This window comes from Candidatus Hydrogenedentota bacterium, assembly GCA_035416745.1.
Lineage (GTDB): Bacteria > Hydrogenedentota > Hydrogenedentia > Hydrogenedentales > SLHB01 > UBA2224.
Map to the genome: position 1 here is coordinate 63,018 of DAOLNV010000003.1, position 26,097 is coordinate 89,114.

The 26,097-nt window shown below is 61.3% G+C and carries 18 protein-coding genes; 8 read left to right on the forward strand and 10 right to left on the reverse strand.

Annotated elements, in window-relative coordinates; all coding sequences use genetic code 11:
• Positions 1–3 precede the first annotated feature (3 nt).
• On the reverse strand, positions 4–2,037 hold the full coding sequence (locus PLJ71_02180; protein HQM47461.1) for an acetylxylan esterase: 2,034 nt from the start codon (positions 2,035–2,037) through the stop codon (positions 4–6).
• 321 nt (positions 2,038–2,358) lie between these two features.
• On the opposite strand from PLJ71_02180, the gene PLJ71_02185 reads away from it, so the two are divergent.
• From PLJ71_02185 to PLJ71_02195, 3 genes are read left to right on the forward strand one after another with little or no spacing between them, the layout of a single operon-like run.
• The gene (locus PLJ71_02185; GenBank protein HQM47462.1) at positions 2,359–3,609 is read left to right on the forward strand and encodes a Gfo/Idh/MocA family oxidoreductase; all 1,251 of its coding nucleotides are present in this window, start codon (positions 2,359–2,361) and stop codon (positions 3,607–3,609) included.
• A 37-nt stretch (positions 3,610–3,646) separates the two neighbouring features.
• The gene (locus PLJ71_02190) at positions 3,647–4,552 is read left to right on the forward strand and encodes a sugar phosphate isomerase/epimerase family protein (protein ID HQM47463.1); all 906 of its coding nucleotides are present in this window, start codon (positions 3,647–3,649) and stop codon (positions 4,550–4,552) included.
• A 54-nt stretch (positions 4,553–4,606) separates the two neighbouring features.
• The gene (locus tag PLJ71_02195; GenBank protein HQM47464.1) at positions 4,607–7,117 is read left to right on the forward strand and encodes an NPCBM/NEW2 domain-containing protein; all 2,511 of its coding nucleotides are present in this window, start codon (positions 4,607–4,609) and stop codon (positions 7,115–7,117) included.
• Positions 7,118–7,120: 3 nt separating this feature from the next.
• Here the strand turns inward: PLJ71_02195 and PLJ71_02200 are convergent, their stop codons facing one another.
• The 7 genes from PLJ71_02200 to ligA all read right to left on the reverse strand — a co-directional run bounded on the left by PLJ71_02200 (position 7,121) and on the right by ligA (position 15,103).
• Positions 7,121–7,435 carry a hypothetical protein gene (locus tag PLJ71_02200; GenBank protein HQM47465.1) on the reverse strand — a complete coding sequence of 105 codons (315 nt, stop codon included), beginning with the start codon at positions 7,433–7,435 and terminating at the stop codon, positions 7,121–7,123.
• Between the two features lie 599 nt (positions 7,436–8,034).
• Positions 8,035–9,483, reverse strand: coding sequence for a sulfatase-like hydrolase/transferase (locus PLJ71_02205; protein HQM47466.1), 1,449 nt, complete (start codon positions 9,481–9,483; stop codon positions 8,035–8,037).
• A 144-nt stretch (positions 9,484–9,627) separates the two neighbouring features.
• Complete coding sequence (locus PLJ71_02210; GenBank protein HQM47467.1) at positions 9,628–10,209, reverse strand: ABC-type transport auxiliary lipoprotein family protein; 582 nt, start codon at positions 10,207–10,209, stop codon at positions 9,628–9,630.
• Complete coding sequence (locus PLJ71_02215; protein HQM47468.1) at positions 10,206–11,207, reverse strand: MlaD family protein; 1,002 nt, start codon at positions 11,205–11,207, stop codon at positions 10,206–10,208. Before PLJ71_02215 ends, PLJ71_02210 begins: the two co-directional genes overlap by 4 nt.
• A gap of 11 nt (positions 11,208–11,218) precedes the next feature.
• Positions 11,219–12,007, reverse strand: coding sequence for an ABC transporter ATP-binding protein (locus tag PLJ71_02220; GenBank protein HQM47469.1), 789 nt, complete (start codon positions 12,005–12,007; stop codon positions 11,219–11,221).
• Positions 11,997–13,079, reverse strand: coding sequence for an ABC transporter permease (locus tag PLJ71_02225; protein HQM47470.1), 1,083 nt, complete (start codon positions 13,077–13,079; stop codon positions 11,997–11,999). Before PLJ71_02225 ends, PLJ71_02220 begins: the two co-directional genes overlap by 11 nt.
• Positions 13,076–15,103: an NAD-dependent DNA ligase LigA gene (ligA, locus tag PLJ71_02230; GenBank protein ID HQM47471.1), complete on the reverse strand. Its 2,028-nt coding sequence runs from the start codon at positions 15,101–15,103 to the stop codon at positions 13,076–13,078. The genes PLJ71_02225 and ligA overlap by 4 nt, the downstream gene beginning before the upstream one ends.
• Before the next feature lie 208 nt (positions 15,104–15,311).
• On the opposite strand from ligA, the gene PLJ71_02235 reads away from it, so the two are divergent.
• The 4 genes from PLJ71_02235 to PLJ71_02250 all read left to right on the forward strand — a co-directional run bounded on the left by PLJ71_02235 (position 15,312) and on the right by PLJ71_02250 (position 21,830).
• Positions 15,312–17,552, forward strand: a complete 2,241-nt coding sequence (locus tag PLJ71_02235; protein HQM47472.1) for a hypothetical protein — start codon at positions 15,312–15,314, stop codon at positions 17,550–17,552.
• A 50-nt stretch (positions 17,553–17,602) separates the two neighbouring features.
• Positions 17,603–19,330 carry a serine/threonine-protein kinase gene (locus PLJ71_02240; GenBank protein ID HQM47473.1) on the forward strand — a complete coding sequence of 576 codons (1,728 nt, stop codon included), beginning with the start codon at positions 17,603–17,605 and terminating at the stop codon, positions 19,328–19,330.
• Between the two features lie 427 nt (positions 19,331–19,757).
• Complete coding sequence (locus PLJ71_02245; protein ID HQM47474.1) at positions 19,758–21,503, forward strand: hypothetical protein; 1,746 nt, start codon at positions 19,758–19,760, stop codon at positions 21,501–21,503.
• A gap of 9 nt (positions 21,504–21,512) precedes the next feature.
• Positions 21,513–21,830, forward strand: a complete 318-nt coding sequence (locus PLJ71_02250) for a YhbY family RNA-binding protein (GenBank protein HQM47475.1) — start codon at positions 21,513–21,515, stop codon at positions 21,828–21,830.
• Between the two features lie 23 nt (positions 21,831–21,853).
• On the opposite strand, the gene PLJ71_02255 is transcribed toward PLJ71_02250, so the two are convergent.
• Positions 21,854–22,570, reverse strand: a complete 717-nt coding sequence (locus tag PLJ71_02255) for a tRNA threonylcarbamoyladenosine dehydratase (GenBank protein HQM47476.1) — start codon at positions 22,568–22,570, stop codon at positions 21,854–21,856.
• A complete protein-coding gene (locus PLJ71_02260) occupies positions 22,571–23,344 on the reverse strand; it encodes a TatD family hydrolase (GenBank protein HQM47477.1) in 774 nt (257 codons plus the stop codon).
• 191 nt (positions 23,345–23,535) lie between these two features.
• On the opposite strand from PLJ71_02260, the gene PLJ71_02265 reads away from it, so the two are divergent.
• Positions 23,536–25,995 carry a penicillin acylase family protein gene (locus tag PLJ71_02265; protein HQM47478.1) on the forward strand — a complete coding sequence of 820 codons (2,460 nt, stop codon included), beginning with the start codon at positions 23,536–23,538 and terminating at the stop codon, positions 25,993–25,995.
• Positions 25,996–26,097 lie beyond the last annotated feature (102 nt).

The following is a 26,097-nucleotide window of genomic DNA, read 5'->3' on the forward strand; positions in this document are numbered from 1 at the left end:
TTGTCAGTTTCGCGCTTTCCCCAACGCGTCTACAGGGGATGCGATAGTGAGGTTTTCGCCGGCCAGGCGCGCCAGGTCCGGCAGATCGTACCACGGCAGCGCGCCGTAAACGACGTTGTGCAATTGGTTGTGGATGACGCCCAGCTCGATGACGTTTGACCACGATACCAGGCAACCCTCGATCCTGACTGATGCGAAGTTGGCGGGTTCGAGCGCCGCCGCATGCAGGGCGGGCACCCCCACGTGACCGATAGACACCAGGCCGGCGCGGTCCACGCCCGCGTGTTGCCTGGCAAACCTCGCCGCCGCCAGGACGTCTTCGGTCCGCATGGCCACATACGGTTTCTCGAGCAGGTAAGCGATGAATATGTCCTGCCAGTCCAGGCCGACGGCTTCCCCGAAGGCGGTCTGGCTGGTCTGGCGCGATTCGCCGGTTCCGCGCAGGTCGACGGCGAGCACTGCGCGGCCGTCGGCGAGCAGACTTTCGGCGGGGCCGCCGGGTGCGCACGCGGCGGCCACCCCCGCCTCGTGCAGCAGCAGCGTCACCGAAGTGGGGGAGACATCCCCTTTTGACAGGTACACGGCGGGGAGCGTAATGCCCAGACCGTTGGACAGGGCGAGCTTCTCGATGTGTACGCCGTCGAGCTCCTCTCTGCCCACGACGGCCGCCTGGAATTCGGGCACGGTCTCGCCGATGCCGATGACCTCGCGCACTTTGGCGCGCAACGCGGCGTCGCCGGAGTTCTTGAGGAATTCGGCGCGCTTGGCATTGAGCGCGGCGAGATATTCACGGTTGAGGTCGTACACGGAGCGCGCACCCTCGAGCAGCATGACCTCGCCCTTGGGCGTACAGTGGGTTTCTTCGACGGACAACAGTTCGAGCTCAGGTTCGATGATCGGTTTATCGACGCCGAGCAGCCAGCGGGCCATCCAGCGGACGGCGCCCTCGCGCTGGAGCTTGTCGTAGTTGTGTTCGGCGTCGTTCTCGAGCAGATCGACTCTTTCAGAGAACCCGAGGCGCGTATAGAGGCGCTTGGCGTACCGGAAATTGACCCATGTGGCGTTGATGTCGAAGAAGTCGCGGGTCGCGGCCAGGATTTTCACCGGCATGGGTGCGCGCATCATGACGTAATCGGGATGCTCCATGCCCCAGCGGAGTTGTCCGTAGATGTTCTGTTCGGCGTCGCCCATGGCGTTTTCGGCCTGCCGTTTGAGGAGGTTGAGGTAACAGCTGGGCGCGGCGGCGCCGATGCGTTCATCGAGGGCCATGAGATACGAGGTTTGGGTGCCGCCGCCGCTGTTGCCGGTGCAGCCGATGCGCTCGGGGTCCACTTCGGGGCGCGACTGGAGGTAGTCGATCCCGCGCATGCCGTCCCAGATCTCGTACGTGGCGGTGTTTCTGCCGAGGAGGATGCTGCCAGCGCCGCTCATGGTGTGGGCAGTAGTCCCCCAGAATGGCGCCTTGCCGGATTCGTCGAGAAACTGGGCGCGTTCGCCCTGGTCGATCGGGTCGTAGACCAGCGCCGCCATGCCGTTGAGCGCCAGCAGGGCCCCCACGGACTGATAGGGCTCGTGGTGTTTGGCGTCCTGGGCGTGTCCGCACGGCACCAAGACGCCCGGATACGGCGGCGTGTGCTCCGGCGATTCGGGCAGGAAGAAGAGGGCGGTCACGAAATGCTTCGGCTGGCTTTCGAATATGACCTTCTCGACACGGTAGCCGTTGCGCTGAATCACGCCCGTGATTTGCGGGTTGAGGGGCGTTCGGTCGGGAAACCCGCCCAGACGCTCGATGAACTTCGCATGGAGCGCCTGGTAATGCTGCGCAATGGCTTCGGGGTCCGTGCGCGCTTCATAGGCCTCCTGCCACGCCGCCCACGTGGCTTCAACCTCGTTGAGCATATACCGGCGGACCATGTCAGGAGGGTCCTCGACTCCCGATGCCTTCAGAATCCCGTCCAGCGGGGGACCGTCTGAGAAGGCCGTTCCTGAGACCCCTATTGAAACAAGAAGCGCCAGCAAAACCGATTTGCTTTTCATGCTGCGTACCCCCTGATTTGCGCATTTCGCCTTGTCTTGCGCCGAGTGAGACGATAGCGCAATCTGTGACGCCGCGCAAGGAAAGGGGACCGCGCAGGAATACCTGACCTCCGTTGTAGGACCGGCGAGGGGGCCGGCCAGATTCCGGAAAACCGGCGAGGGCGCCGGTCCCACACGAGCAGGAGCGAGGAGGCCGGTCCCACAATCGTGTTGTTTCCAGTGTGTCTTCGGGCGTCTGTTGCCCGGCGCTTTTAATCGGACGCATGAGGGGGTATGATACGCTGGTTGTCTTTGCCACGATTCTCAAGAGGAGGTATTTCCATGTCAGAAGGCACGACTCGTCGTCAGTTTTTGCGGACCGCTGCTGTGGGCGCGGCCGCCATCAGCATGAGCGCCGCCAGCTATGCGCGCATCAAGGGCGCCAATGAACGCATCTCTATCGGGATGATCGGTTGCGGCGATCGCGGGCGCAACGCACACATGACCAATATGCACCGTTACGCCGAGGAGCAGAATGTCGAGATCACGGCCGTCTGCGACGTGTGGCGGGAGAATCGCGAGCGCGCCGCCGCGGACACCCAGAGCTGGTATGGCCGCACGGCACGGCAGTTTGTCTCGTACAAAGACGTGGTCGCGCTCGAGGACATCGACGCGGTGATGATCGCGTCGTGCGACCACCAGCACACCACGCACCTGAAGGCCGCCGCCGACGCGAAGAAAGACGTCTACTGCGAGAAACCCATTGCCATGGATTTCGACCGTCTTAAGGAAGCCTACGACGCGGTCAAGGCGAACGGCGTGGTGTTCCAGGCGGGCACGCAACTGCGCAGCATGTCGAGTATGACCGGCGCCCGTGAAGTTTACCGCTCGGGCAAGCTGGGCACGGTGGGGCGCATTGAGCAGTGCCGCAACGGCGCCCAACCCTACTGGTATTCGCGCGTGAAGGACGTCAAGGAAGCAGACGTCGATTGGAACGAGTTCCTGATGGACCGGGAATCCCGGCCGTTCGATTCGGTCCAGTATTCGGGCTGGTATGGCTTCCGCGACTTCTCGGACGGTCCGGTGCCGGGGCTGGGCAGCCATTTCATCGATTTGGTGCATTACATCACGGGCGCGACGTTCCCGAAGTCGGCGATTTGCATGGGCGGCACGTACACATGGAAGGACGATTACAAATTCACGTGCCATGACCATGTGCACGCGCTGTGGGAATACCCCGAGGGGTTCATCGTGTCGTACTCGACCAATTTCGGCAATGGCAGCGGCAATTCGTTCAAGTTTTTCGGCGATGCGGCCGTGTTGGATTGCGTTGAATGGGGCAAGCCGATGCTGACCTCGGACGGGATCAACGCGGCAAAGGGCGAAAGCTTCGAACCGCAGGAAGTCGCTCTTGTCGAGCGTCCGGACCATTTCCTTGACTGGCTTCAGTGCCTGCGCAGCCGCGAGACCCCGAATGCCTCGATCGAAGCCGGTTACCAGCACGGCGTCGCGACGCTCATGGCCATGAAGGCCTGCAACACCGGCGTACGGCAGATATACGACGCGGAAAAGCGCGAAATCCGCAGCGCATGAGCTCTGGAAGCTGTTTTGTCAGGAAGGGAAACGTGATATGAAAAGCACTCGACGCGAGTTTCTCGGCCGCTCCGCTCAACTTGGGGCGGCCGGGTTTGCCGCCGCGGCGCTAAGCGCTCCGGCCGCTGAAACCCCCGCCAACGGTCCCTGGAAGATCGGGATCTATACCCGGCCATGGGACAAGCTCGACTACCGCGTGGCTCTCGACGCGATCGCGGCGGCGGGTTACAAGTATGCGGGTTTGATGACGACCAACAACGAGACGCATCTCGTGATTTCAGACAAGACCACGCCCGAAGAGGCCCAACAGGTGGCTGAGGAGTGCACGAAACGCGGTCTCCTGGTTCCGTCGGTGTACGGTGGCGGCATTGCGGTCAACGAATCCCTCGATGCGGGGATAGCGAGCATGCGCAGGCTCATCGACAGTTGCGCCATCGTGAAAGCCGAGAATCTTCTGATGGGCGGCATCGGGGACGAGAAGCTGTACGCAACCTACTACAAAGCCATTGCCGAGACCTGCGGCTACGCCGCGGACAAAGGCATTGGCATCAGCGTGAAGCCCCACGGCGGCCTCAACGCCACGGGGTCTCAGTGCCGGAAGACCGTCGAGGAGACCGTCGGCCACAAGAACTTCCGCATCTGGTACGATCCCGGCAACATCTTTTACTACTCGAACGGCGAACTCAATCCCGTAGACGATGCCGCGACCGTTGACGGCCTGGTTGTGGGCATGAGCGTGAAGGACTATGTGCATCCCAAGGAAGTGATGGTCACGCCGGGGGACGGCATGGTCGATTTCGAGAAAGTGATGGCCCGTCTCAAGCAGGGCGGGTTCACGAAAGGCGCGCTGGTCGTCGAATGTCTCAAACTCGGCGACGAAGCCCAGCTGATTGCTGAGGCGAAGCGTGCGCGCGAGTTCGTCGAGCAACTCGTCGCGAAATAGGAACAGCTGTCTGAAGGCGTCTGCAAGCGCTCGCGCGCTCGGAGAAATCGAGCCATGAGTCGTCTCGTGTTTTGCGCCTTTGTGGGGGTGTTGGCGGGAGGCTGGATCGCGCTGGCCGCGGATTACGGCGCTGGCGTCGAGCGCAACGCGGCATGGGCGCAAAGCGCCTTTGCCGTGCACAGAGCGGCGGCCGCGCCACAAAACCGCCTGACCATCGTTCATGAAGACGGCTTGGGCGATACGAAACTCCGCCGGTGCAGTTTTGGCGGTCCCATGCGCCTGGGCGAGAAGGTCTACGACCACGGTATCGGCGTGAATTCCCAGAGCGTGCTCCGCGTGAGCCTTGGGGAGCCGGCCCAAACATTCGCCGCGGATATCGGACTCGACCGCAACGTCGATGGCACCGCTGCCTCCGTGCGCTTCTACGTGGTTGTTGCCGGACAAAACGTTTTTGAGACCGATGTGGTGCGTCCGGGCGACGCCGTGCGGTCCATTGAGGTGCCGCTGAACGGCGCGCGCGAATTTGACCTGGTCGTGGATACCGGCGGGGATACGCGGGCCTTCGATCAGGCCGACTGGGGCGGCGCGCGGGTAATCTTGGCCAACGGCGCCGCCGTCCGGCTGGACGAGCTGGCTTTCTCGGTCCCGTATCTTCAGCAGCCGCCCTTTTCGTTCGTGTACGGCGGAAAGGCGTCCTCGGAACTCATCGGCGCGTGGGACCAGTCAGTGACAGAAGAAACGGCGGGTCCCAATGAGCGCAGGAGAACGCTGACCCTGCGCGACCCGGCCACGGGCCTTGAGGTGCGCGCGGTCTGTACGCTTTACACCGATGTCCCGGGGGTGGATTGGACCCTGTATTTCACGAATACCGGGGCAACGGATTCGCCTGTGCTGGAAGCGATCCGTACACTGGACAGGGTGATCCCCGACGTAAAAGACCCGGTGCTGCACCAGCTCGAGGGCAGCATCGCGGGGGCCACGGATTGGCGTCCGTTCTCGCAAAGCGTGCCCATGGGCCAGACCATCACGATCCAGCCTCAATCGGGCCGTTCCTCGAAAGGCGCGTCGCCTTTCTTCACATGTGAGTGGAAAGGCGGCGGCGTGGTCACGGCTATCGGGTGGACGGGCCGGTGGACGGCGTCGGTCGAGTGTCCCGGGCAGGCGCTTCGGTTGCAGGCGGGACTCGAGAGGTTCCACGCGAAGCTGAAGCCCGGCGAGACGGTGCGCGGCCCGCGGATTCTCCAACTGACCTGGCAGGGCGACGATCCCTGGTACGGCTATAACGCGTTTCGGCAGGTGATGCTGCGCCACATCATGCCAAGGGTTGACGGACAGCCCGTGGCGCCGCCCATCGCCCACCTGAGCACGGCGTTCTACGAGATGGACGACGGGACCGAGGCCGACGTGATGTCGCACCTCGAATCCGCCAGAGGCCTGGGTTTCGAGTATTTCTGGCTGGACGCGTACCGGGGCATCACCCGTTTTCCGACCATCGGGCATTACGTGATGCCGGTTGACCGTGAAGTGGACAAGAACCGTTTCCCGAACGGTCTGGCGCCCATCTCGAAGGCTGCCCACGATGCGGGGATGAAGTTCCTATTATGGTTTGAGCCTGAGCGGATCTGTCCGGGCACGCTGATGGCGCAGGAGCATCCCGAGTGGGTGGTGATTCCGCCGCCTGAGCGCATGGGGCACGGCGGCATGCTCAACCTGGCGATTCCCGAGGCGCGCGAGTACGCGACAGATTATCTTAACGCCGCCATCAAAGAGTACGACATCAACTGCCTTCGCATCGACAACGCCGTGGACTATGGCGTGATGTGGGACATCCTGGACCAGCAAGACCCGGACCGCGTGGGAATCGGCGAGGTCCGGTATGTCGAGGGGCTGTACCGCATGTGGGACGATATTCTCGCGGCCAATCCGGGCGTCTTTATCGACAACTGCGCGTCGGGCGGCCAGCGCATCGATCTCGAGTTGTGCGCGCGGTCGATTCCTCTGTGGCGCACCGACGGCACGATCACGCCGTTGATGGAAAAGAACTACGAGGAGTCAGCGTTGCGGAACCAGGTGATCACTGCTGGGCTGAATCGCTATCTTCCCTTTCACGTGAGCGGGCAGATGGGAGCAACGCCGTATCTGTTTCGCAGCGGCTTCAACGGCGGCATATCCTTCTGCGAAGATATCCGTGCGGCCGATTATCCGCGTGAGCAGTTGGCCGCGGCCATCGCCGAAGGCAAGCGTATCCGGAAGTACTATTTCGGCGATTTCTACGCGTTGTCCGGCGTCTCGACCGATCCCGGCGCGTGGCTGGTGATGCAGTATCATCTCGACGGCGAAGGCCAGGGGATGGTTATGGCGTTCCGGCGGCCTGCGTCGCCCTATACGGGTTTCGCGTGTAATCTGCGGGGAATTCGCGAAGATGCCGTTTACGAAGTCGTTATGTCGCACGGCTACGAACCAGGCGAGCCGGTTCGTATGCCCGGAGCCGAGCTGGCCACGTTCGATGCCCGTATCGAGGAAGCGCCGGGGGCGCTGCTGATGGAATATCGGCAGGTCGAGTAGACCTCAAGAGGCGAGACCTGCGACATCCTGCGGGCTTTGCCGCCGCCGTGCGCGGATAGTCAGTTTCACGGCGATCCACGGCATCACGAAGAGCCATAGTGTGGCCAGTTTCGCGAGGCCGAGAGCGCTATAGTGGATGATGTAGAACTGGGGACGGTTAATCGGGATGAAATGGGTCTGGACGGTGTATGTGAGATTAGGCGCGAAGAGAAGCAGCGCGCCCCAGAAGATGAGCAATCCAAAGGCGATCACGGTGCATCGCCACAGAATGGATGAGAGGGCTGACAGCAGATCATCGACGGCGTTGGGGCTTTGCATGACAGGTCTCCTGGGTTCGTGCCGCGACCGGTATTCCCGGAATTGTTCCTTCGATCATTCTACACCTGCGCGCGGCAGAGATTCGTGGTTGGGTGGTGGACGCCGTAACGCGTTCGTGATAGCCTGTACTGAGGTGGGCAGCAAGAAGGAGGGGAAAGGCATGAAGCACATCAAGCTGCAGTCCAGAGTCCGTTATGAGCGTCTCGCGAAGGCTGATATCGAGATCGACCGCTGTGCCGGCCTGTCTGGTCTTGATTGGCTCAAGTGCCGGAAAGGGTAAGAGTACCTGTTCTGGGGGGCCATGCGCCAGCGCCCGTTGTGGGACCGGCGCCCTCGCCGGTCAGTGGGATAGGCGTCTCGCCTCCATGCGACGCGGGTTTGGTAAGACAGGTTGTTGATGAGGACCAAAGGACAAAAGCGACGCAAGGGACAAAAGGGACAGCTTGTGGGCTGAGCTGAGACGAGTCCCTCTTTCGCTGCGGCGCGGTCTCCGCTCGCTGTGGCGCGGTCTCCTGACCGCACCACTTTTTCGACCGTAAGGTCTCCCAATTGAGAGTGCCGGCGAGACGCTTGCGGGCGCCTCGTCTGGCATCGGTCTGTTACGCGTAGTCTTTTCCGTTGAGGCTGTTGACGACGCTGGCGAGCCATGCGTGGAGTTGGGCTTGCATGCCGGAGGCGCGTTCGGGTACTTCCGCGAGGACGTTCTTGGACTCGCCGGGGTCCTTGTTGAGGTCGTAGAGTTCGAATGCGACCGTGCCGGTTTTGTCTTCGATACGGTGGAGTTTCCAGGGCCAGTCGAGCCACGCGCTGTGGCCGGGGAAACTGTCGACGGGGTATTGTTGCTTGATGTCGCCGGCGTCGGAGCGTAACCGCGCGGGGTCGGTGACTTCCTTCCCTTGCTTCTGCGCTTCGAGCAGTTCCGCCATCCATTCGGCGGTAGGCGTCTGGATGCCGGGGGTGGGATGGTCCCAGAATCCGATGGGTCTTGGCCGCGCTTCCATGGCGCCGTCGAGGAGAGACACGAGGCTAATCCCGTCAAGAGGCGGCTGATTGTCCATGGTCACGCCGGCGATTTCCAGAAGGGTGGGGTAGATGTCGGAGGTGACGCAGGGGATGCTGGTGGCGCGGTGTCCGGAGATGCGGGCGGGCCATTCGAGGAGCGCGGGGACGCGCAGGCCGCCTTCGTAGATTTGGCCCTTGTTGCCCCGTCCCCCGGTACTGCCGACCTTGGGCAGGCCGCCGTTATCGCTGCAATACCAGAGGATGGTGTTGTCGCGGATGCCGAGCCCGGCGATTTCCTTCCGCAACTTGCCGAATGCGCGGTCCATGCCGGTGATTTCGCCGTAGAAATTGGCGAAATCCGTTTCCTGCCCGGCGTAGGGTTCGAGGTCGCGTTCGATGGCCTTATGGGGCTTATGAGGCGAGCCGAACCAGACCACGGCGAGGAACGGGTTGGGGCCGCTGGCGTGTTTGCGCATGAATTCGATGGCGGCGTCTACGGCAACCATCGAACTCTCGCCCTGCAACTGAACGGCGTTTCCTTCGCGGCTCAGGATCGGGTCGTTGTCGTAGAAATTGGGGGCGGAGAGCCATTCATCGAACCCGCTCGCACCCGGATTCACGGGGCTGCCCTTCTGCACGGAACCGAGATGCCATTTGCCGAAATGGCCGGTTGCGTAGCCGGCGGTCTTGAGAGCTTCGGCAATGGTGATTTCCTGCGGACGGATGGGGTGGCCCCATTTGAAGCATCCCATGCGGTTCGGGGTGCGGCCGGTCATGACGCTGGCGCGGGTGGGCGAGCACACGGGCGCGGCGGCATAGAACCGGTCGAAGCGGAAGGCCTCGGCGGCCATGGCATCGAAGTTGGGCGTTTTCAACACAGGATGGCCGTTATAGGCCATGTCGCCCCAGCCCTGGTCGTCGGCCATGCAGAGAACGATGTTGGGCAGGCGGGCGGCTGCTGATGCGCGGGAGGTGATGCCGGCGAGCCTGGCAAGCCCGGCCCCGGCAGCAATGAGCCCCAGGAAGTCGCGGCGGCTGGTTGGCATGGCTAATTCCCCTCGTTTGGCATGTTCTGACTGGCGTTCTTTGCGCCATCTGAACACACTTCGGGCCGAGGGGTCAAGGGGAGGGGTCCGGGACAAGAGCGATTCCTCTGCGCCCTTATTGATGGCGGATTTCTGCAAGGTTGCTCAATTTTTTGCGACTTCGGCGGCGGCGCGGTTTGCCACTTCCGCGACGGCCCTGCTCATCGCCTGCGGCACGGCCGAAATGTGCTCGTTCTCGAGGGGCACGCGGGCAGTCAGAACATCTCCCCACAGAAGCCGGGTTCCAAAAGTCTCGCGAAGTTCGAGCCGCACTTCACAGACGGCTTCCCGGGGCACGGCATTGTGGTCCGTCTCGAACTTGCGAAGCTCTCCCACGAGGACCAGTTCCGGACGGTTCACATTGGAGGCTTCGCCAACGTCATGGAACCGTTCGGTGGCAATGATCGCGTCCGTGATAGCGCGGGTGACCATGTCGGCGGGCTTCATGGCCCATTCGGCGTGCGGATACTCGCGCACCTCGAGTCCCTGGGTGTAGAGGAGGGGGGTCTTGTACATCAACGATGCGCGCAACGGCCGGACGCCCAATGTGCGCTCCGTCGGGACGGCTTTCTCGACGGATATGTTTGGCGCAAGGGTGTAGTACGCGGTGGGGGTAATCTGGGGACGGATACACCCCGCTACCGCCAAGACCGCCAGCGTTAAGAGAAATGCAGCACGACGCATCATTCGGCTCCCTTGGGTTTGACAGGACCATACACGATAGCGGAGGGATTCTCCTTGAGCACCACAGCCAGGGCGCGCAACGCGTCGAGGGCTTCCGTGAGCGCCGTCATGGTCTCGTTGACAGTAAACTCGACGTTACCGACCTGGTATACAGCCGTTTTCGTAACGGTATCGAGCTGTTCAGTCATTGCCCGCACGGAATCGGCGAGCTCGCGGACACTACGGAGCGTCTCCTGTACTTCCTGTTCGGTCTTTGCCAGATCGAGTGGCTTCACCTTCTCGTTTATGGTATTCATGGTTTCGTTGGCGGACTTGACGAGCTCGGTGGTGTTTTCGGTGAACGGTTTGATCTCAGCCCGGATCTCTTCCATGAGTTTGCGCGCGTCATCGACGCCTTCGACGGCTTTCGCGCGAACGTCCTTGAGCGTCTCCGATGTTTCGTCAAAGACGTCCCGTATGTCTTTGATAGCGGCATCGGCATCATCAATCATGTTTTTGATCTGGCCTTCTTCGATGCCTTTCAGCCCCGTATCGATCTCGTCGGCGATGTCGCTGACCTTCTTCATAATCTCGGGGATGCTTCCTGTGGTCGATGCCAGGAGGGAGGGTTTGGAGGGTATCTCCGAGCCTGGCGGCAGTTTGCCCAGTGAAGGGTCGCCTCCCGACAACGACACGGCCATGACGCCGGTGGCAATGCTGTAGATAACCAGTTGGGCCTGCACACCTTGGTAGAGGGTAATATCATCGTCCTGGACTTCGATGTCGACCCGCACGCTTCGAGACTCGGACACCCTTATGTCGGAGACTTTGCCAACGGGCACGCCGGTATATTCGACGAGGCCGCCGCGGCTGAGTCCGAGGATCGATTCGTTGAAATGGATATAGTAGGCGCTGTGATCGCCGCGCTTGTAGCCGGAGATAACGACAGAGCCTCCCGCCAGCACGGCGATGCATGCCACCAGGAAGATACCCACCTTCATTTTCTGAGTTCGGGTCGCCACTTCAGTGTCTCCTACGTGTAATGCTGCTGGATGTGCGCATCGGCTTTCCGTTCGAAGAACTGCCGCACGCGTTTGTTAGAGCTCTGCTGGGCCTCCTGCACCGTGCCTCTGAAAACGGCCTGGCCGCCATCCAGCATCAGAACGTGATCGGCAATCTTCTTAATCGAGTCAAGCTCGTGGGTCACGATGATAAACGTGATGCCCAGGAGTCTCTTGAGGTCCAGGATGAGGTCGTCGAGTCCGGACGCCATGATGGGGTCCAGCCCGGCGGAAGGTTCGTCGAAGTAGACAATGGGAGGATCGAGTGCGATGGCGCGCGCCAGGCCTGCGCGCTTCTTCATGCCGCCCGACAGCTGCTCTGGCAGAAGGTCTTTGGCGGCAGAGAGGCCTACCAGGCTCAGCTTCAAGAGCACCATGGCCTCGATGAGATCTTCCTGCATGTCGGTGTATTCGCGCATGGGCAGCGCCACGTTCTCGCCCACGGTCAGCGAGTTGAACAGGGCGCCCGACTGGAACGCGATACCGATGTGCCGTTGTATCGAGGAGAGTTGGTCTTCGTCCAGGGTGGTGATGTCGGTGCCGGAGTAGTAAATATGGCCGGAGGTAGGCGTGAGAAGGCCGGTCATGTGTTTGAGCAGGGTCGTTTTTCCACAGCCGCTGCCTCCGATGACAACGAAGATCTCGCCTTTGGGCACCTCGAGCGTCACGTCATTGAGGACGAGCTGCTCGCCATAGTGCGCCACGAGGTTGCGCACTTCGATGACGGCTTCGAACCCATTGTTCTTAACATCAGAGCACATAGTAGAACACCACCGCGAAGATCATGTCGATGACAACGATCACGAAAATATCCATTACGACCGCCCTTGTGGTCATCAGGCCAACGCCGCGGGAACCCCCGGTGACCCGCAATCCGTTGTGGCAGCCGATGAGCACAATCGCGGCCGCGAAAAAGAACGATTTGAGCAATCCCTGAAACACGTCGCCCTGTGTGACGGCATTGATAGTCTGGCGAATCCAGACGTCCGTCGAGAACCCGAGGATGCCGACGCCCCATATGGCGCCCCCGAATACGCCCATGTACATCGCGATGACCGTGAGGCACGGCAGGGCGACGAGAAGGGCCAGCACTTTGGGCGCTACCAGGAACTGGGGCACCTTGAGGCCCATGCCGCGGAGGGCATCGATTTCTTCCTGGACCTTCATGGTGGCCAGTTCCGCGGCGATGGCCGCGCCCGTGCGCGCCGAGACCACCAGGGCGGTCATGACGACCGCCAATTCGCGGGCGAAGGCGATGACCGTCAGGTCGGCGACGTAGATGTCGAGCCCGACCCTGCGCAGTTGAGCGGCGGAGAGCATGGCGACGATCAGGCCGAGGAGGACGTTCATGATGCTGTTGATCCACAGGGCGCGGACGCCCATCTCGTACAGCTCTTCCGCCACCAGGCCCCACCGCAGTCCTTTGCCCTCGACAGGGCCGATAAACGTCCAGTACACCGCGTCGATGAAGAGGTTCAGGATCTGTTTGGCTTCCTCCACAATGCTGTAACTTTCGCCACCAATCTTCTCGAATATGTTCTCGGATTGCTCTTTGTGTTCTTCGTGACCGGTCAACCCGGGGCCGATGAGGTCGATGAATTCGGCCACGGAACCATGATGGCCTTCGAATTTGAACTCGGCGCCGCTCGTGCTGACGAAGCGGGCGATGTCCACCATCCATGCAGCCCCGAAGGTGTCGATGGACTCGGTTTCCGCGAAATCGAGGATCACGGCGGCGGCTTCGCCGGGCATCCGCTCGCGGACATCCTCGAGCAAAGCGCGGCCGGTCTCCTGATTCAGGTCCTTGGGGCAGCCGATGCGTACACTGCTCATGATTCCGGACCCGCCAGCGCCTCGAACTCTTCTTCCGTCAGGACGGTAACGCCAAGTTCCCGGGCTTTGGTGAGTTTCGAGCCCGCATTCTCTCCCGCGAGGACGTAGTCGGTCTTCTTGCTCACACTCGAGCTGGCCCGTCCGCCCAGCTGCTTGATGCGTTCCTCGATGGATTCGCGCGTGTAGTTTTTCAGCGCGCCCGTAACGACGAGGGTCTTGCCTGCCAGGGGCTGACGGCTGCCCGCTGCCGCACGGCGCTCTTTCATGGTCAGGCCGTGGGCGCGCAGGGAAGCGATAAGGGCCCGGTTCTCGCCGGTCTCGAAGAAATTGCGCACTTCCCGCGCTACCACGCCGCCGACCTCGGGCACCTCGCACAGGGCCTCGACGGATGCCTCCTGGAGGGCCTCCATCGAGCCAAAATGGTTTGCCAGCACCTCAGCCACGTGGGCGCCGACGTGCCGGATGCCCAGACCGTTCACCAGCCGGCTCAGGGGACGCTTCTTGCTCCCCTCGATGGCCGCAACAAGGTTTTGGGCCGATTTCTCGCCCATTCGCTCTAGCCCGGCGAGTCTGTCGACCGTCAGATCGTAGATGTTATCGAGGTTATGCACAACGTCTTTATCCACAAGCTGCTCGATGAGTTTCTCGCCCATCCCTTCGATGTCCATGGCGGCGCGGCTGGCAAAGTATCGCAGACGGCCCTTGATCTGGGCCGGGCAGGCCGGATTGAGGCAGCGCAAATAGACGCCGTCAGGGTCCTGCCGCACCTCGCTGCCGCACTGCGGGCATGCCGTGGGCACGGCGATCTTCCGGGCGTTTCGCGGGCGCTTCTCGAGGACCGGGCCCAGCACCTGCGGGATGATCTCGCCGGCTTTCTGTACGCGCACGATGTCGCCTTCGCGGATATCCTTGCGTTCGATGTCTTCGAAGTTGTGGAGATTCGCGCGTTTAACGGTGGTGCCGGCCAGATGCACGGGGGCCAGATTGGCGACAGGCGTGACCGTGCCAGTTTTCCCGACTTGCAGCGTCACCTTCTCGAGCTTCGTTTCGGCAACCTCTGCGGGGTACTTGTACGCGATGACCCAGCGGGGCGCTTTCGAGGTCGCGCCGAGCTGGCGGCGCTGCTCCGCCGAATCGACCTTGATGACCATGCCGTCGATCTCGAAATCCAGCTGGTGACGTTTCGTGGACCATTCTTCGCACACCTTCAGGATTTCATCGATGTTCTTGCAGCGCTTGAAAAACGGGTTTACGGGAAACCCGTAGGATTTGAGGTCTTCGAGCGTCTTGTAGTGAGAGGTCAACTCCGTTCCGGGAAGCGGAGCCACATCGTAACATCCGAGCTCGAGACGGCGTTTCGCGACCTCGCGGGGGTCGAGAAGCTTCAGCGTGCCGGCTGTTGTGTTTCGCGGATTGGCCAGGGGCGGTTCCCCGGCTTCTTCGCGCAACTCGTTGAGGCGGACAAGTTCCTGGCGGCGCATATAGACCTCGCCGCGCACCTCGAGCCGGGCGGGCGGAGACCCTCTGAGACGCATGGGCACGGCCCGTATGGTCTTGACGTTGGCCGTGACGTCGTCGCCGCGCGTGCCGTCGCCCCGGGTGGCGGCGCGCACGAACCGGCCCCCTTCGTAAAGCAGCGACATCGAAACGCCGTCGATCTTGAGTTCCGCCACGTAGGCTGGCTTCTGGCCCTCGAGGCCCCTGCGCACGCGGTCGTCAAATGCCCGCAACTCTTCTTCGCTGTAAGTGTTGTCGATGGAGAGCATGGGGACCGCATGCTCGACGGTCTCGAAGCCCTCGAGGGGTTGGCCTCCGACCCGCTGGGTCGGAGAGTCCGGAGTGACAAGTTCGGGATACTTTGCCTCGATGGCCAGGAGTTCGTTTAACAGAGCATCGAACTCGAGATCGGTAATCTCCGGCTTTGCTTCGACATAGTAAAGGTAGTTGTGCCGGTCGAGTTCAGCCCGGAGAAGCCTGCAACGCTTGCGCACTTCCGAAGGAATATTACCTTCCGCATTTTTCATGGGGGCATTATAACCAATTTCCGGCCGCGAGCCTAGACGGGGGCTTTCGTGCTGGCCCGCCGGCACCCTATCGCGTACGGCCAGCATGGCTTGAGACGAAGCAGTATATTGGTCTTGGCGGCGCGGGGTAGTATGATTCGGGTGCACGGTTTGGCAGTGGCGGGTTCACGTCTGTTCGAGTTTCAAACGCAACGGAAGGTTTCGAGGCATGGCATTCAACGGGCTGGAGTGGGTCTTGATTTGCATAAGCGCCTTTTGCGGAGCAGGAGAGTATTCCCTGGGCATGGATAAGCCCCTGCGCATCACGGGCGTCGAAGCGGACCGGACGGAGGCGCGGGCCTTTGACCGGGTAACGCTCGACATCGGCCTCGAAGCAAGTTACAGCAACCCTTTCCGTAGCGAGGAGATCCGGGTGGATGTCGAGGTATCGCCCGGCGGGGGCGAACCGTTCGCGGCGCCGGCGTTTCTGTACCAGCCCTTCGAGCGCCGTCTCGAAGAAACGGACAAGGGGCCGGCCGAACGTGTGCAGCCAACGGACGAACCGCGATGGCAGGCGCGCCTGTCCTTTCCGAAGGCCGGCCGTTATGTGCTCCGGGTTTCGGCCCGTGACAAGACGGGGAGCGTCTCGTCCGGCCCCGTCGAGGTGAACGTCGTGTCCGCCGATGTGGCGGGAATGGCGCGCACGAGCCCTGAAGACCGCCGCTATTTCGTGACGGACCGTGGAGAAACCCTGTATCTGATCGGCGCGAACGTGTGCTGGGGGGGAGCGCGGGGCACCTACAACTATGATGACTGGCTGCCGAAGTATGCGGAGGCCCAGTGCAATTTCTTCCGCGTGTGGCTGTGCCCGGCATGGACAACCTTCGGGATGAATACCCGTGAAAGCGGGTACGACCGGATCGCATTGGACAACGCGTGGCGTCTGGATTATGTGCTCGAGCAATCCGAACGGCTCGGGTTGCGGATGATGGTCTGCATCGACAGTTTCAATATCCTGCGGTCGAAAAAAACGCTCCATGGGGCTTGGGAAGATTCGCCGTATATCGAGGCGAATGGCGGGCCGTTGACGAAGTCGGACGCGTACTTCACGAACGAGACGATGCTCGCGGCATACCGCGACCGCCTCCGGTATCTCGTCGCCCGGTACGGTTACAGCGCGAACGTGTTTGCGTGGGAATTCTGGAACGAGGTGGACATCATCGACAACTACAACAGCGGCGTTGCGGCCGCCTGGCACGCGGACATGGCGCGGTTCCTGCGCGAGCTTGATCCCTGGGACCACCTGATCACCACCAGCTACGCGCGTCCCGAGGGGGATCCCAATGTCGACGGCCTCCCGGAACTCGATTTTGTCCAGACCCATCACTACCAGGCAAAAGATATGGCGAGGGACCTGGGGCTGGACCGTGCGAAAAAGGCCGCCGCGCGGGACAAACCCCATTTTCACGGGGAGTACGGTATCGATCACGATGGTCGTGCCCGCGAGATGGACCCGACGGGCGTCTACCTCCACAATGGAACATTCAGCAGCGTAGGGCAGCTTCAGGCGGGGATCCCGATGACGTGGTGGTGGGACGCGTACGTCCATCCGCAGAACCTGTACCCTGTTTTCGGGGCGTTTCGCCGGTGGATTGACGGGTTCGATTTCGTACAACAGCATGCGCGGCCTCTCGACGCGGAGTTCCGGGGGCTTGATGCGCCTGACCTGCGGACGCGCGCCGACAGCTTGCTCCAGACGGATGCCGCGTCGTGGGAGCCCGCCCCGTGGAACAAACCCACTACCGTTCGCATTACGCGGGAGGGTGACGTCGAGAGCGAGACACCCATTTCACGGCTGTTGCATGGCGTGCGCAACCACCCGGACCTGCACAATCCGGTTACCTTCGAGACCGATGTGCCCGAAGACACGACTTTCGGCGTTATCGTCGAAGGCGTATCAGGACACGGCGGCGCCGGTCTACAGATTCGCGTGGACGGCGAACTGGTCCGTACCGAGGATTTCGCCGACACGGATCAGGATACGGCCACGCTCACCAGGTACGATCGGACGTACCAGGTGGCGTTGCCCAAAGGGCGGCATACGGTCGTCGTGGAGAACCCGGGCAATGACTGGTTTTACGTGGCTTACGAAGTGCCGTGGCTGCGCGCGGCGCCCATTCTGCGCGCGTTGGGCGTGGTGGGGGATACCCAGGCGCTGCTATGGGTCCAGAACCGGGCGCACACCTGGCGCAACGTGGCCAGCGGCGATTTCGTAGAGAGTCCGGTGGCCGGGGCGCAGGTTATCATCAAGGGCCTGCCGCAAGGGCAGTGGCGCGTGGAACAATGGGACGCTTACGAGGGCCGTGTGGTGGGTTCAGAGGTGCACGATGCGGGCGAAGACGGGCTGCTCGAACTTGCGCTGCCCGCTGTTGCGCGCGACGTGGCGTTCCGCCTTCACAAGGTATCATGATGGGCGCGCCGCGGGATCACGGCGGAGCATGACCCGCGTGGGAGGCAGAGATGACGGCGAACGATGACAACGAAACCAAACCGATGGCGCTGAATCCGGACGGCGGGGACGGCGGCGATTTTGCGTTGCGGGATACCCAGCCTATGACCTCGCAGGGGGACGATGGCCGCGCCCCTGTGCCAACGTTCGAGAGGTGCACCCGCTACCGCCTTGGCCAGCGCATCGGCCAAGGCGGCATGGCCATCGTCTATGAGGCTTACGATTCGAATCTGGATCGCTCGGTAGCCGTCAAGACCCTGCGGTCCGAGATGGCCGGAGATCGTTCCGTGCGCGAACGATTTGTGTATGAAGCGATGCTCCTGGGAGACATGGACCACCCGGGCATGGTGCCGATATTCGAGATAGGGGAGTTGGATGATGCCGGGCTCTTCTATTCGATGAAACGTATCAAGGGCCGGACGTTGCGCCAGATTCTGGACATGCGTGAGGGCAAGCGCCTGGACCGCCGGGAGGTGGCCAGGCTGCTCAATATTTTCGGCAAGGTCTGCCAGACGGTAGCATATGCGCATTCGCGCGGCATCGTTCACCGCGACATCAAGCCCGAGAACGTCATGGTTGACGAATACGGCATCGTGCTGGTGCTGGATTGGGGGCTCTCGAAGAAGATCGACGAACACGAAATCAGCCAGGGGATTACCGCAACGCAGACCGGGGTCATCAAGGGAACGCCTGCATACATGAGCCCGGAACAGGCCGAGGGCCGCACCCACGAGATTGATTTCCGCACAGACGTGTTCTCGCTGGGGATCATCCTTTACGAAATCCTCTCGGGACAACTCCCGTTTCCGGGAAAGACCCGCACCGAGGTGCTTCTGCAGATCGCGCGCCATCAGCCCTCCTCGCCCCGCAGGAAGAACAGGCGCGCGAACAGAGCGCTGTCGGCGGTTTGCATGAAAACGCTGCAAAAAGATCCGGCGAAACGCTACACCACCGCCCAGGAATTGTCCGAAGACCTTGAACGCTACAGCCGCGGTGAGGATACGTCCGCCTATGTCCCCAAGCCTTGGGAACGCCTGATTTCATGGGCGGAACGGCGGCCGGCGCTTGCCACCGCCTTCGCGATCTTTCTCTCGCTGGCCTTGTTCGGAAGTCTTGGGGCGATGACCGAGCACCAGTATCGCGCCAGCGAGGCGAAGCGCGCGATGACAATCGGCACGTCCATAGCCGCGAAGATGATTGCCGAGGTTAATCGCCTGGACAAGGATATCGCCGCTCTGAAGGAACAGTTGAAACAACTGCCGCCCGGCGATTCGTCCGAGCGGCGCGCGGCCGAGTCCAAATTGGCGACCCTCGAGATCGGGCGGCGGCACCACATGGAGTTCCTCAACCGTCTCGGACCGGTGGCCGTGGCGCGCCGTACCGGCGGCAACATCGACACAATTGATGACATGGGACCGCAATTTGCCGGAGCGGCGCGGCAAATCAGGTTGAGACAAATCCAGAGTGCGTTCGATATTGGCGACGATTATGAAGCGAGCTACCTTGTGTACAGATGTCTTACGGATGCGAAATGGCTGGCATGGAACTCTGGCCAAATGAACGATCTGCTCGCGTGGCGGGACAAGATCGGCGCGAAGCTGCGCGAGGACCTTCCGCCAGGGGCTGAGTTGCCCGACTGGACTCGGTTCAACAACGAGGAGCTCTTACAGCCTTCCATTGACGAGCTTGGCATTGGGGAAATCGAAGGTCTCAGGCAGATGCTTCGGAGCCTGTACTAAGCGGTCTTGGTCCGCAAAGACGTGGAGGACGGCGACGAGGCGGAGCGATTGTGGGATGATGATGTTTCGGGCCTTCAGCCCTCCTTGTCTATCTCATGGCGTTTTTCCTGGCCCTTCAGGCCAGGCTGGTATGTTTCGCGCCGTTGGCGCTGCCGGAGGAGTGCGCTGCCCAGGGAGCATGGTTCGCGCCGCTGGCGTTGCGGGGAAGCAGGCCCTGCCGTAGGAGTATGTTTGGTGCCGTTGGCCATGGAGAATCCCGGCTGACCCGGGCCTGCGAGTCGCACGGCGCCGTACCAGGCTTCGCCGGTGCTCACCTGGTGCTCCGGGGATTTGCCGGTCTTTGTCTGCTTCCTCTATCATCCCATCATGCAAGGTGCCACGCTTACCCGGGAAAATCGTACCATGGGGATGAAAGGGGTTTCTTCCTATGCACGGTTACTTCAGCATTGTCCTTATGTTCACGATTCCATCGCTGGCGTTCGGGGCGGGCGAGTTCGAGGACTGGCCGCCCCGCGGCTACTTTATCCGGTCACTTGTTGGCGAAGTGCCCGGCATTCTCAAAGGGTATGATGCCGCGACGGGCCGGTTCGGAGATGAACCCTGGACGTGCCAGGACCAGAACCACATTTTCACGCTGGCTGCGGCGTGGGCGTTAGACGTCCCCGAGAACCCCTATTATCACGAGCCGGACCTGCTCTCCGTCATCGCGCGAGGCGGGGAGGCCCTAGTTGACGACATGGACGAATGGGGCATGTGGACCTTCCGCAAGAAGGACAACTCCACGTGGGGCCAGATCCATATGCCCTGGACGTACAGCCGCTGGATCCGCGCGTATGCACTGGTGAAGGACGCCTTGCCGGCCGAGTCACGCCAAAAATGGGAGAAGGGGCTTCTTCGGGGATTCACTGGAATCCGGAAGTACATGGACGGGGGTGTACACAACATTCCGACGCACCATGCCATGGCGTTGTACATCGCCGGACAGTGCTTCGACAACCAAGAGTGGCGCGACGCTGCGCAGGCTTTCATGGCGAAGGTGGTGGGAGAGCAGTGCGAGGGCGGCTACTGGTCGGAGCACTGTGGCCCCGTCGTGGGTTATAACGCGGTGTATGTGGATGCCTTGGGCGCTTATTACTGCTGCTCGAAGGACCCCGCTGCACTCGAGGCGTTGGGACGCTCGGCTGTTTTCCATTCCAGCACGCTATGGCCGGACGGCTCATCCGTGTCATGCATCGATGAACGGCAGATATACCACTCGGGCGCCATGACCGGAAACGTAGGGTTTTCGTGGACCCCTGAGGGGAGGGGGTTCCTGTTGCGGCAGCTCTCGTTGTACGCCGGTCCGGATGAAAGGCTCGCATCGGGTGATTACGCCGCTTCCATGCTGCTCTATGGCGGAGACGGCGAAGTGGCCATGCCGCCAGCCGCCTCCAGCCGGTTCACACGGGAGATGGACGGCGGCCGGATGCTGATTCGCCGGGATGCGCCGTGGCAATGGGCTATGGCGGGGTATGCCTGCGCGATTGCCCCGAACCGCTGGATCCAGGACCGCCAGAATCTGGTCGATGTGTACCATGACGGGCTCGGGCTGGTCATTGGCGGGGGCAACACGAAGCTTCAGCCGCTCTGGTCAACGTTTACAGCGGGCGATACGTCGCTGCTCCGTCATACGCCCGGCGACACGGCGCCGGACTTCTGCCCCGTCATCGAGCTGCGCTGGGTCCCGGATGCGGCGCACATTTCGAACGAGCCGGGATCATCCACGTTGACGCTCGGATACGGCGATGTGAGTTGCAGCGTTGCGGCCGGCCCTCAGGCCGACGGGGCGCTGACATTGACGTATCGCGCGGCCAAAGGCCAGCGGGCGGAGGCGCACGTTCCATTCATGCGCCGTGCGGCGTCCGTCAATTCGGAGCGCGGCGAAGTCTACAATTTGCAGGAGACGGAGCTGACGCTCACAAGCGACAAGATGGGCGCCTTTTTCGAGTACGCCGGGCTTCGGGTCACCATGCCTGAAGGGGCGTCCCTGGTCTGGCCCGCGAAACAGCATGATCCCTACGTCAAGGACGGGGCGTCTGCGCTTGGCAATGCCAAGCTTGTTTTGGTATTGCCGTTCGTGGACACTGAAGAGTACCGGATCGAGCTGCGGGTGATTGATAAGAGTCCCTCGTAAGGAGGATGCATGAGAGTATTGAATGGCGCCGACAGGAAATTCTTGCGTGGGCTGGGGCAGAACCTCGAGCCCTTCGTCATGGTGGGCAAGAACGGGGTCACGGGCACCGTAATAGACTCGACGGGCAAAGCCCTTGCGGCTCACGAACTGGTGAAAGTGCGCTTTGTAGAGTGCAAAGACAAAGACGAAAAACGCGCCTTCATCGACCAACTGGCCCAAAACACGCGAAGCGAGGTCGTCGGCATGATCGGCCACACCGCTTTGCTCTACCGGCAACAGGACGATGACGAAAAGCGCAAGGTCTTCTTCCCCGACGAGCGCGGATGAAGACTCTCATCATGTCCTCGAGGCTACTCTTGTGTCTTCCCGGCCAGAATATCGTTGATGATTACCCCCGCTGCTGTAAGGCCAATCAATCCAGGCAGATATGAGATGGTGCCGCGTGTCCGGGGGTCTTCCTGTGGAGAATCCGCGCCCGGGATCGCTATCGCCTGAGAATACACGCAGCGGATACCTTCCAGGATGCCCTCTTTTCGGAGCTGTTGCCGTATCCTGCGGGCCAGAGGGCAGTTAGACGTATCGCTGATATCGGCTACGCGAATACCTGAGACGTCGAGCTTGCTTGCGGCCCCCATGCACGAGACGAAACACAGGTGTTTCGCGTGAAACAACTCGAGTAGCGCCAGCTTCGCCGGAAAGGTGTCTATAGCGTCGATATAGCAGGCCTTTTCATTGTGCAGGAAATCTTCGGCGTTCGCAGGAGTAACGAGCGTCTGATGAGTTTCGACACGCGCATGAAGATTGATTTGGAGGATACGTTCGCGGGCCACCGATACCTTGGGGGTGCCGATGGTACTCTGCAGGGCCACGAGTTGCCGGTTCAGATTGGTGACCTCAACGCAATCGGAGTCGACCAGTACGATGTGCCCGACCCCGGCGCGTGCGATGGCCTCCGCAGCGTATGAGCCCACCCCGCCCAGACCGAAGACCACCACGGCAGCGCGGGCGAGCCGCTCGATGCCCTCGTCACCCACCAGAAGCCGGGTCCGTTCAAAGCGTCCGTCCACTTACTCCTCCAAGTCAAACAGTTTTAGTGCATTACGTGTTGTAGCTTCCGCGACTTCGGTTTCATCGCGGCCGAGGAGGCCTGCCGCTCCCCGGAGATTTAGGATCAGGTTCCTGGGTTCATTTGGGGTGCCCGGTTCCGCGCCTACAGGGGGCATGTCGGGGCTGTCCGTTTCGAGGAGGAAATGGTCGGGATAAATGAACCGCATGAGCTCCTCGCGTTTCCTGCATTTGGTGTAGGTGAGGCTTCGGCCCAAAGAGAATTTGAGTCCGAATGTCACGAAAGTGCGCGCCAATTGTATATTTCCTGAGAATGCGTGGATTATGCCTCCCGGGGAGGGCGTCCCGATGCGTTTCAAAGAGGCGAGCAACTCGTTGAAAGCGCCTCGGCAATGGATGACGACAGGCAACGCAAGCTCTTTAGCAATGGCGAGTTGCGTATCGAAGAACTCCGTCTGTAGTTCCAGTGGCGGTGTTTCGATCTTCTTGTCCAGGCCGATTTCCCCAATGGCTTTGGCCCCTAATTCACGTGCTTGTTGGAGCTGCTCGAGTTGCGCGAGGTATTCGGGTTTTGCATACCAGGGATGGACTCCCAAGGCGAAGGCCACCTCGGGATGCCGGCGGGCGATACCGGCAGATATGTGCCATTGTTCCGGCGATACGGCGCTGGTCAGGAACCTGATGATGCCGGCGTCACGCGCGTCCCGAAGCACTTCGTCAAGGCGGGAATGGAGGCTCTCGTCTTCAAGGTGGCAATGTGCGTCAACCAGCCGCATGGCGTGGCTCCGGTCTTGGGCCTTGTATCCGGTTGTTTTCGAGGACGTACTATAAGGATCCTGGACGACGAAAGTCGAATGTGCGGAGAGCGTCGTACATGCCGGCGCTGTGAGCACTGATCGTCGTAAATAGTTGAATGGCAATGTTTAGAATGATATTCTATGGCTTTTCCAAGGGGTTGGAGGAGTGTATGAGGCGTGATACACACTTAGCCGGCTGGCTGTGGACGGGGGGCGTGATGCTCCTCTATGGCCTGACGGTTCTGGTTGTCTGTGGTTGTTCTGATTCACCCGCCACGATTGCGGACGTTTCCGAGTCTGCCGCAAAGGCGGCTACGCCACCACTACCCGAACCCGCGCACCGTCTCGCTCACTGGCCCGTTGAAGAAGACATGCCGGTTCCTCCCGATGGCTGGTACACAGTCGAACTTGGGGGCGAGAAGATAGATATCTTTCGTGATGAATATGGGGTGCCGCACATCTATGCGCCATCCATCGAAGGGGCTTTGCGCGGCCAAGGCTATGTGCAGATGGAGGACCGGACCATACAGATCATCCAGAGTCTGGCGGAAGTCCGCGGTATCAGCGCCAGCTACAAGGGTGCCGAGGGCATTGGCCATGACGAGGAGATCCGGACGCGCGGATACACCGAGGAAGAATGCCGGGAGATGGTGGCCGCCTTGCGCCCGGACCTGCGCGGGTACCTCGAGGCGTTTGTTGATGGCGCGAACGCGTATCTGGCCAAGGTCGCGCCGGGTTTTGCTCCGATTGAACCGCATGAAATGGCCGCGGGCGCCGCATACCACATGGCTAAAGCCGGTGATTGGGGCGGCGAAGAATTGAGCGTGTATCAGCTTGCAAGCATGGCGAAGCTGTTTCGCGGGCCCGAATTCATGTGTCAGATCATCAATGACGCGATTCCGCAGAACGTGCCGTGCTCGCCGACAACCGACCATAGCTACCAGCGCGCCGGGCACGTCGAAGCGGCGTCAACACCGATACCGCTGGATTTTGACCCCAGCATGATGCTGGCTATCATGGAAGACGAAGAGCGGGAACGGCAATACGCCTATAAGAACGGGCTCATGACGACATGGGGCAGCTTCTCGTGGATCGTGGGTCCGAAGCGCAGCGCAACCGGCAACGCGCTGCTTTTCGGCGCCCCCATGGTCTGGTTTCCAACACCCTCCTGGTGCATTATGGTGCACCTCAATGCCCCGGGCTTCAACGTTGCGGGCATGGCATGCCACGGGGCGCCGGGCATTCTTATCGGCCACAATGAGCGCGTGGCTTGGGCCACCACGTCGAGTCTCTTGAATGCCACGGATTTCTTTGAAGAAACCCTCAACCCCGACGATGAACATCAGTATTGGCATAAGGGCGCCTGGCACGATATGGAGGCGATCGAGTGGCCCATTCTGGTCAAGGAAGCTGACGGCTCCTTGCGCGAAGAGCCGTACACGGTGTACCGCACCGTCCACGGTCCGGTTGTTCAGTGGGACCTGAGCACCCACAGGGCCTATGCGCGCGCTACGCCTTTCCGATATCTCGAGCTCGACTCGATGATGGCGTTTCTCGACATCAACAGGGCGAAAACGCTGGACGATGTGGAAACTGCCGTCCGGCAGGTGGCCACGACCCACAATTTCTTCGCCGCGGACACTGAGGGCAACATCGGCTACTGGGTCAGCGGCCGTTTCCCGGTCCGGACGCCCGGTTACGATGACCGGCTGCCGACGCCGGGCACAGGAGAGTACGACTGGCGCGGGTACCGCAATGCGACGGACGAGGTGGCATGCATCAATCCCCCTGAAGGATGGTTTGCCAATTGGAACAACAAGCCGAGCGTGAAAACGCCCGGCTGGTTCCCCGAGGGCACGTGGGGCGTCAAGATTTTCGAATCCCTCGAGGCCAACGAAGAGGTGGGTTGGGACGAGTTCCTGGCGATTATACAGGCAAATGGCGAGCATAATTTCCTCGCGACGTATTTCAAGCCGTACCTGGTCGATACCCTGCGCGCACGGCCCGACCTGCCACCCAATCTTCGCGAAGCGGCGGACCTGCTCGAGAACTGGCCCGATAAGGATGTTACGGGTTCACCGGGCGCCCTGCTTTTCAACCGATGGATGGCTGAGATGATTGTCGAGCTGTTCGCGCCCGATTTCGGGGTTATGGTGAGCCGCGACATGGGACTCGACAATCTGCGCCTTTTTGCAACCCTGGCGTATCGCGTGTTGATGCCTGAGCGCCGCTGCTTCGATCTGCAGGGCGAGTACCTTCACGGGCGGGATCCGCGCGAGGTGGTGTATCAGGCGTTTGTAACTACCTATGACTCTCTTGTTGAGGAGCAAGGACCCGACATCAACAAATGGGCCTACGACCGCGGGGTATGGACGTTCGGGCTCGCAAGCCTGGAGCCCGCCGGAACTCAGCCTCAAGATGACTCGCTTACGGTGCCGCAACGCAACGTCGGCACCTACTGGATGGCGGTCGAGCTGGGGAATCCAATCAAGGCCTTCGACGTCGTCGCGCCGGGACAATGCGGCAACCCCAAGTCGCCCCATTACGTCGATCAAGTCCCTCTTTTCCGCGACTTCAAGATGAAACCGATGAAGTTCTATCGCGACGAGCTGCCGCCCTATCCCGGTTGAACACAACGCAGCGCAGGCGAGATGCCTGCTCTCTAATGGCTGAGGACGGGCGGTCCTGCTTCTCTCATTCGCGCAAATCCAGGTCCGTCTCCGGATGAACAA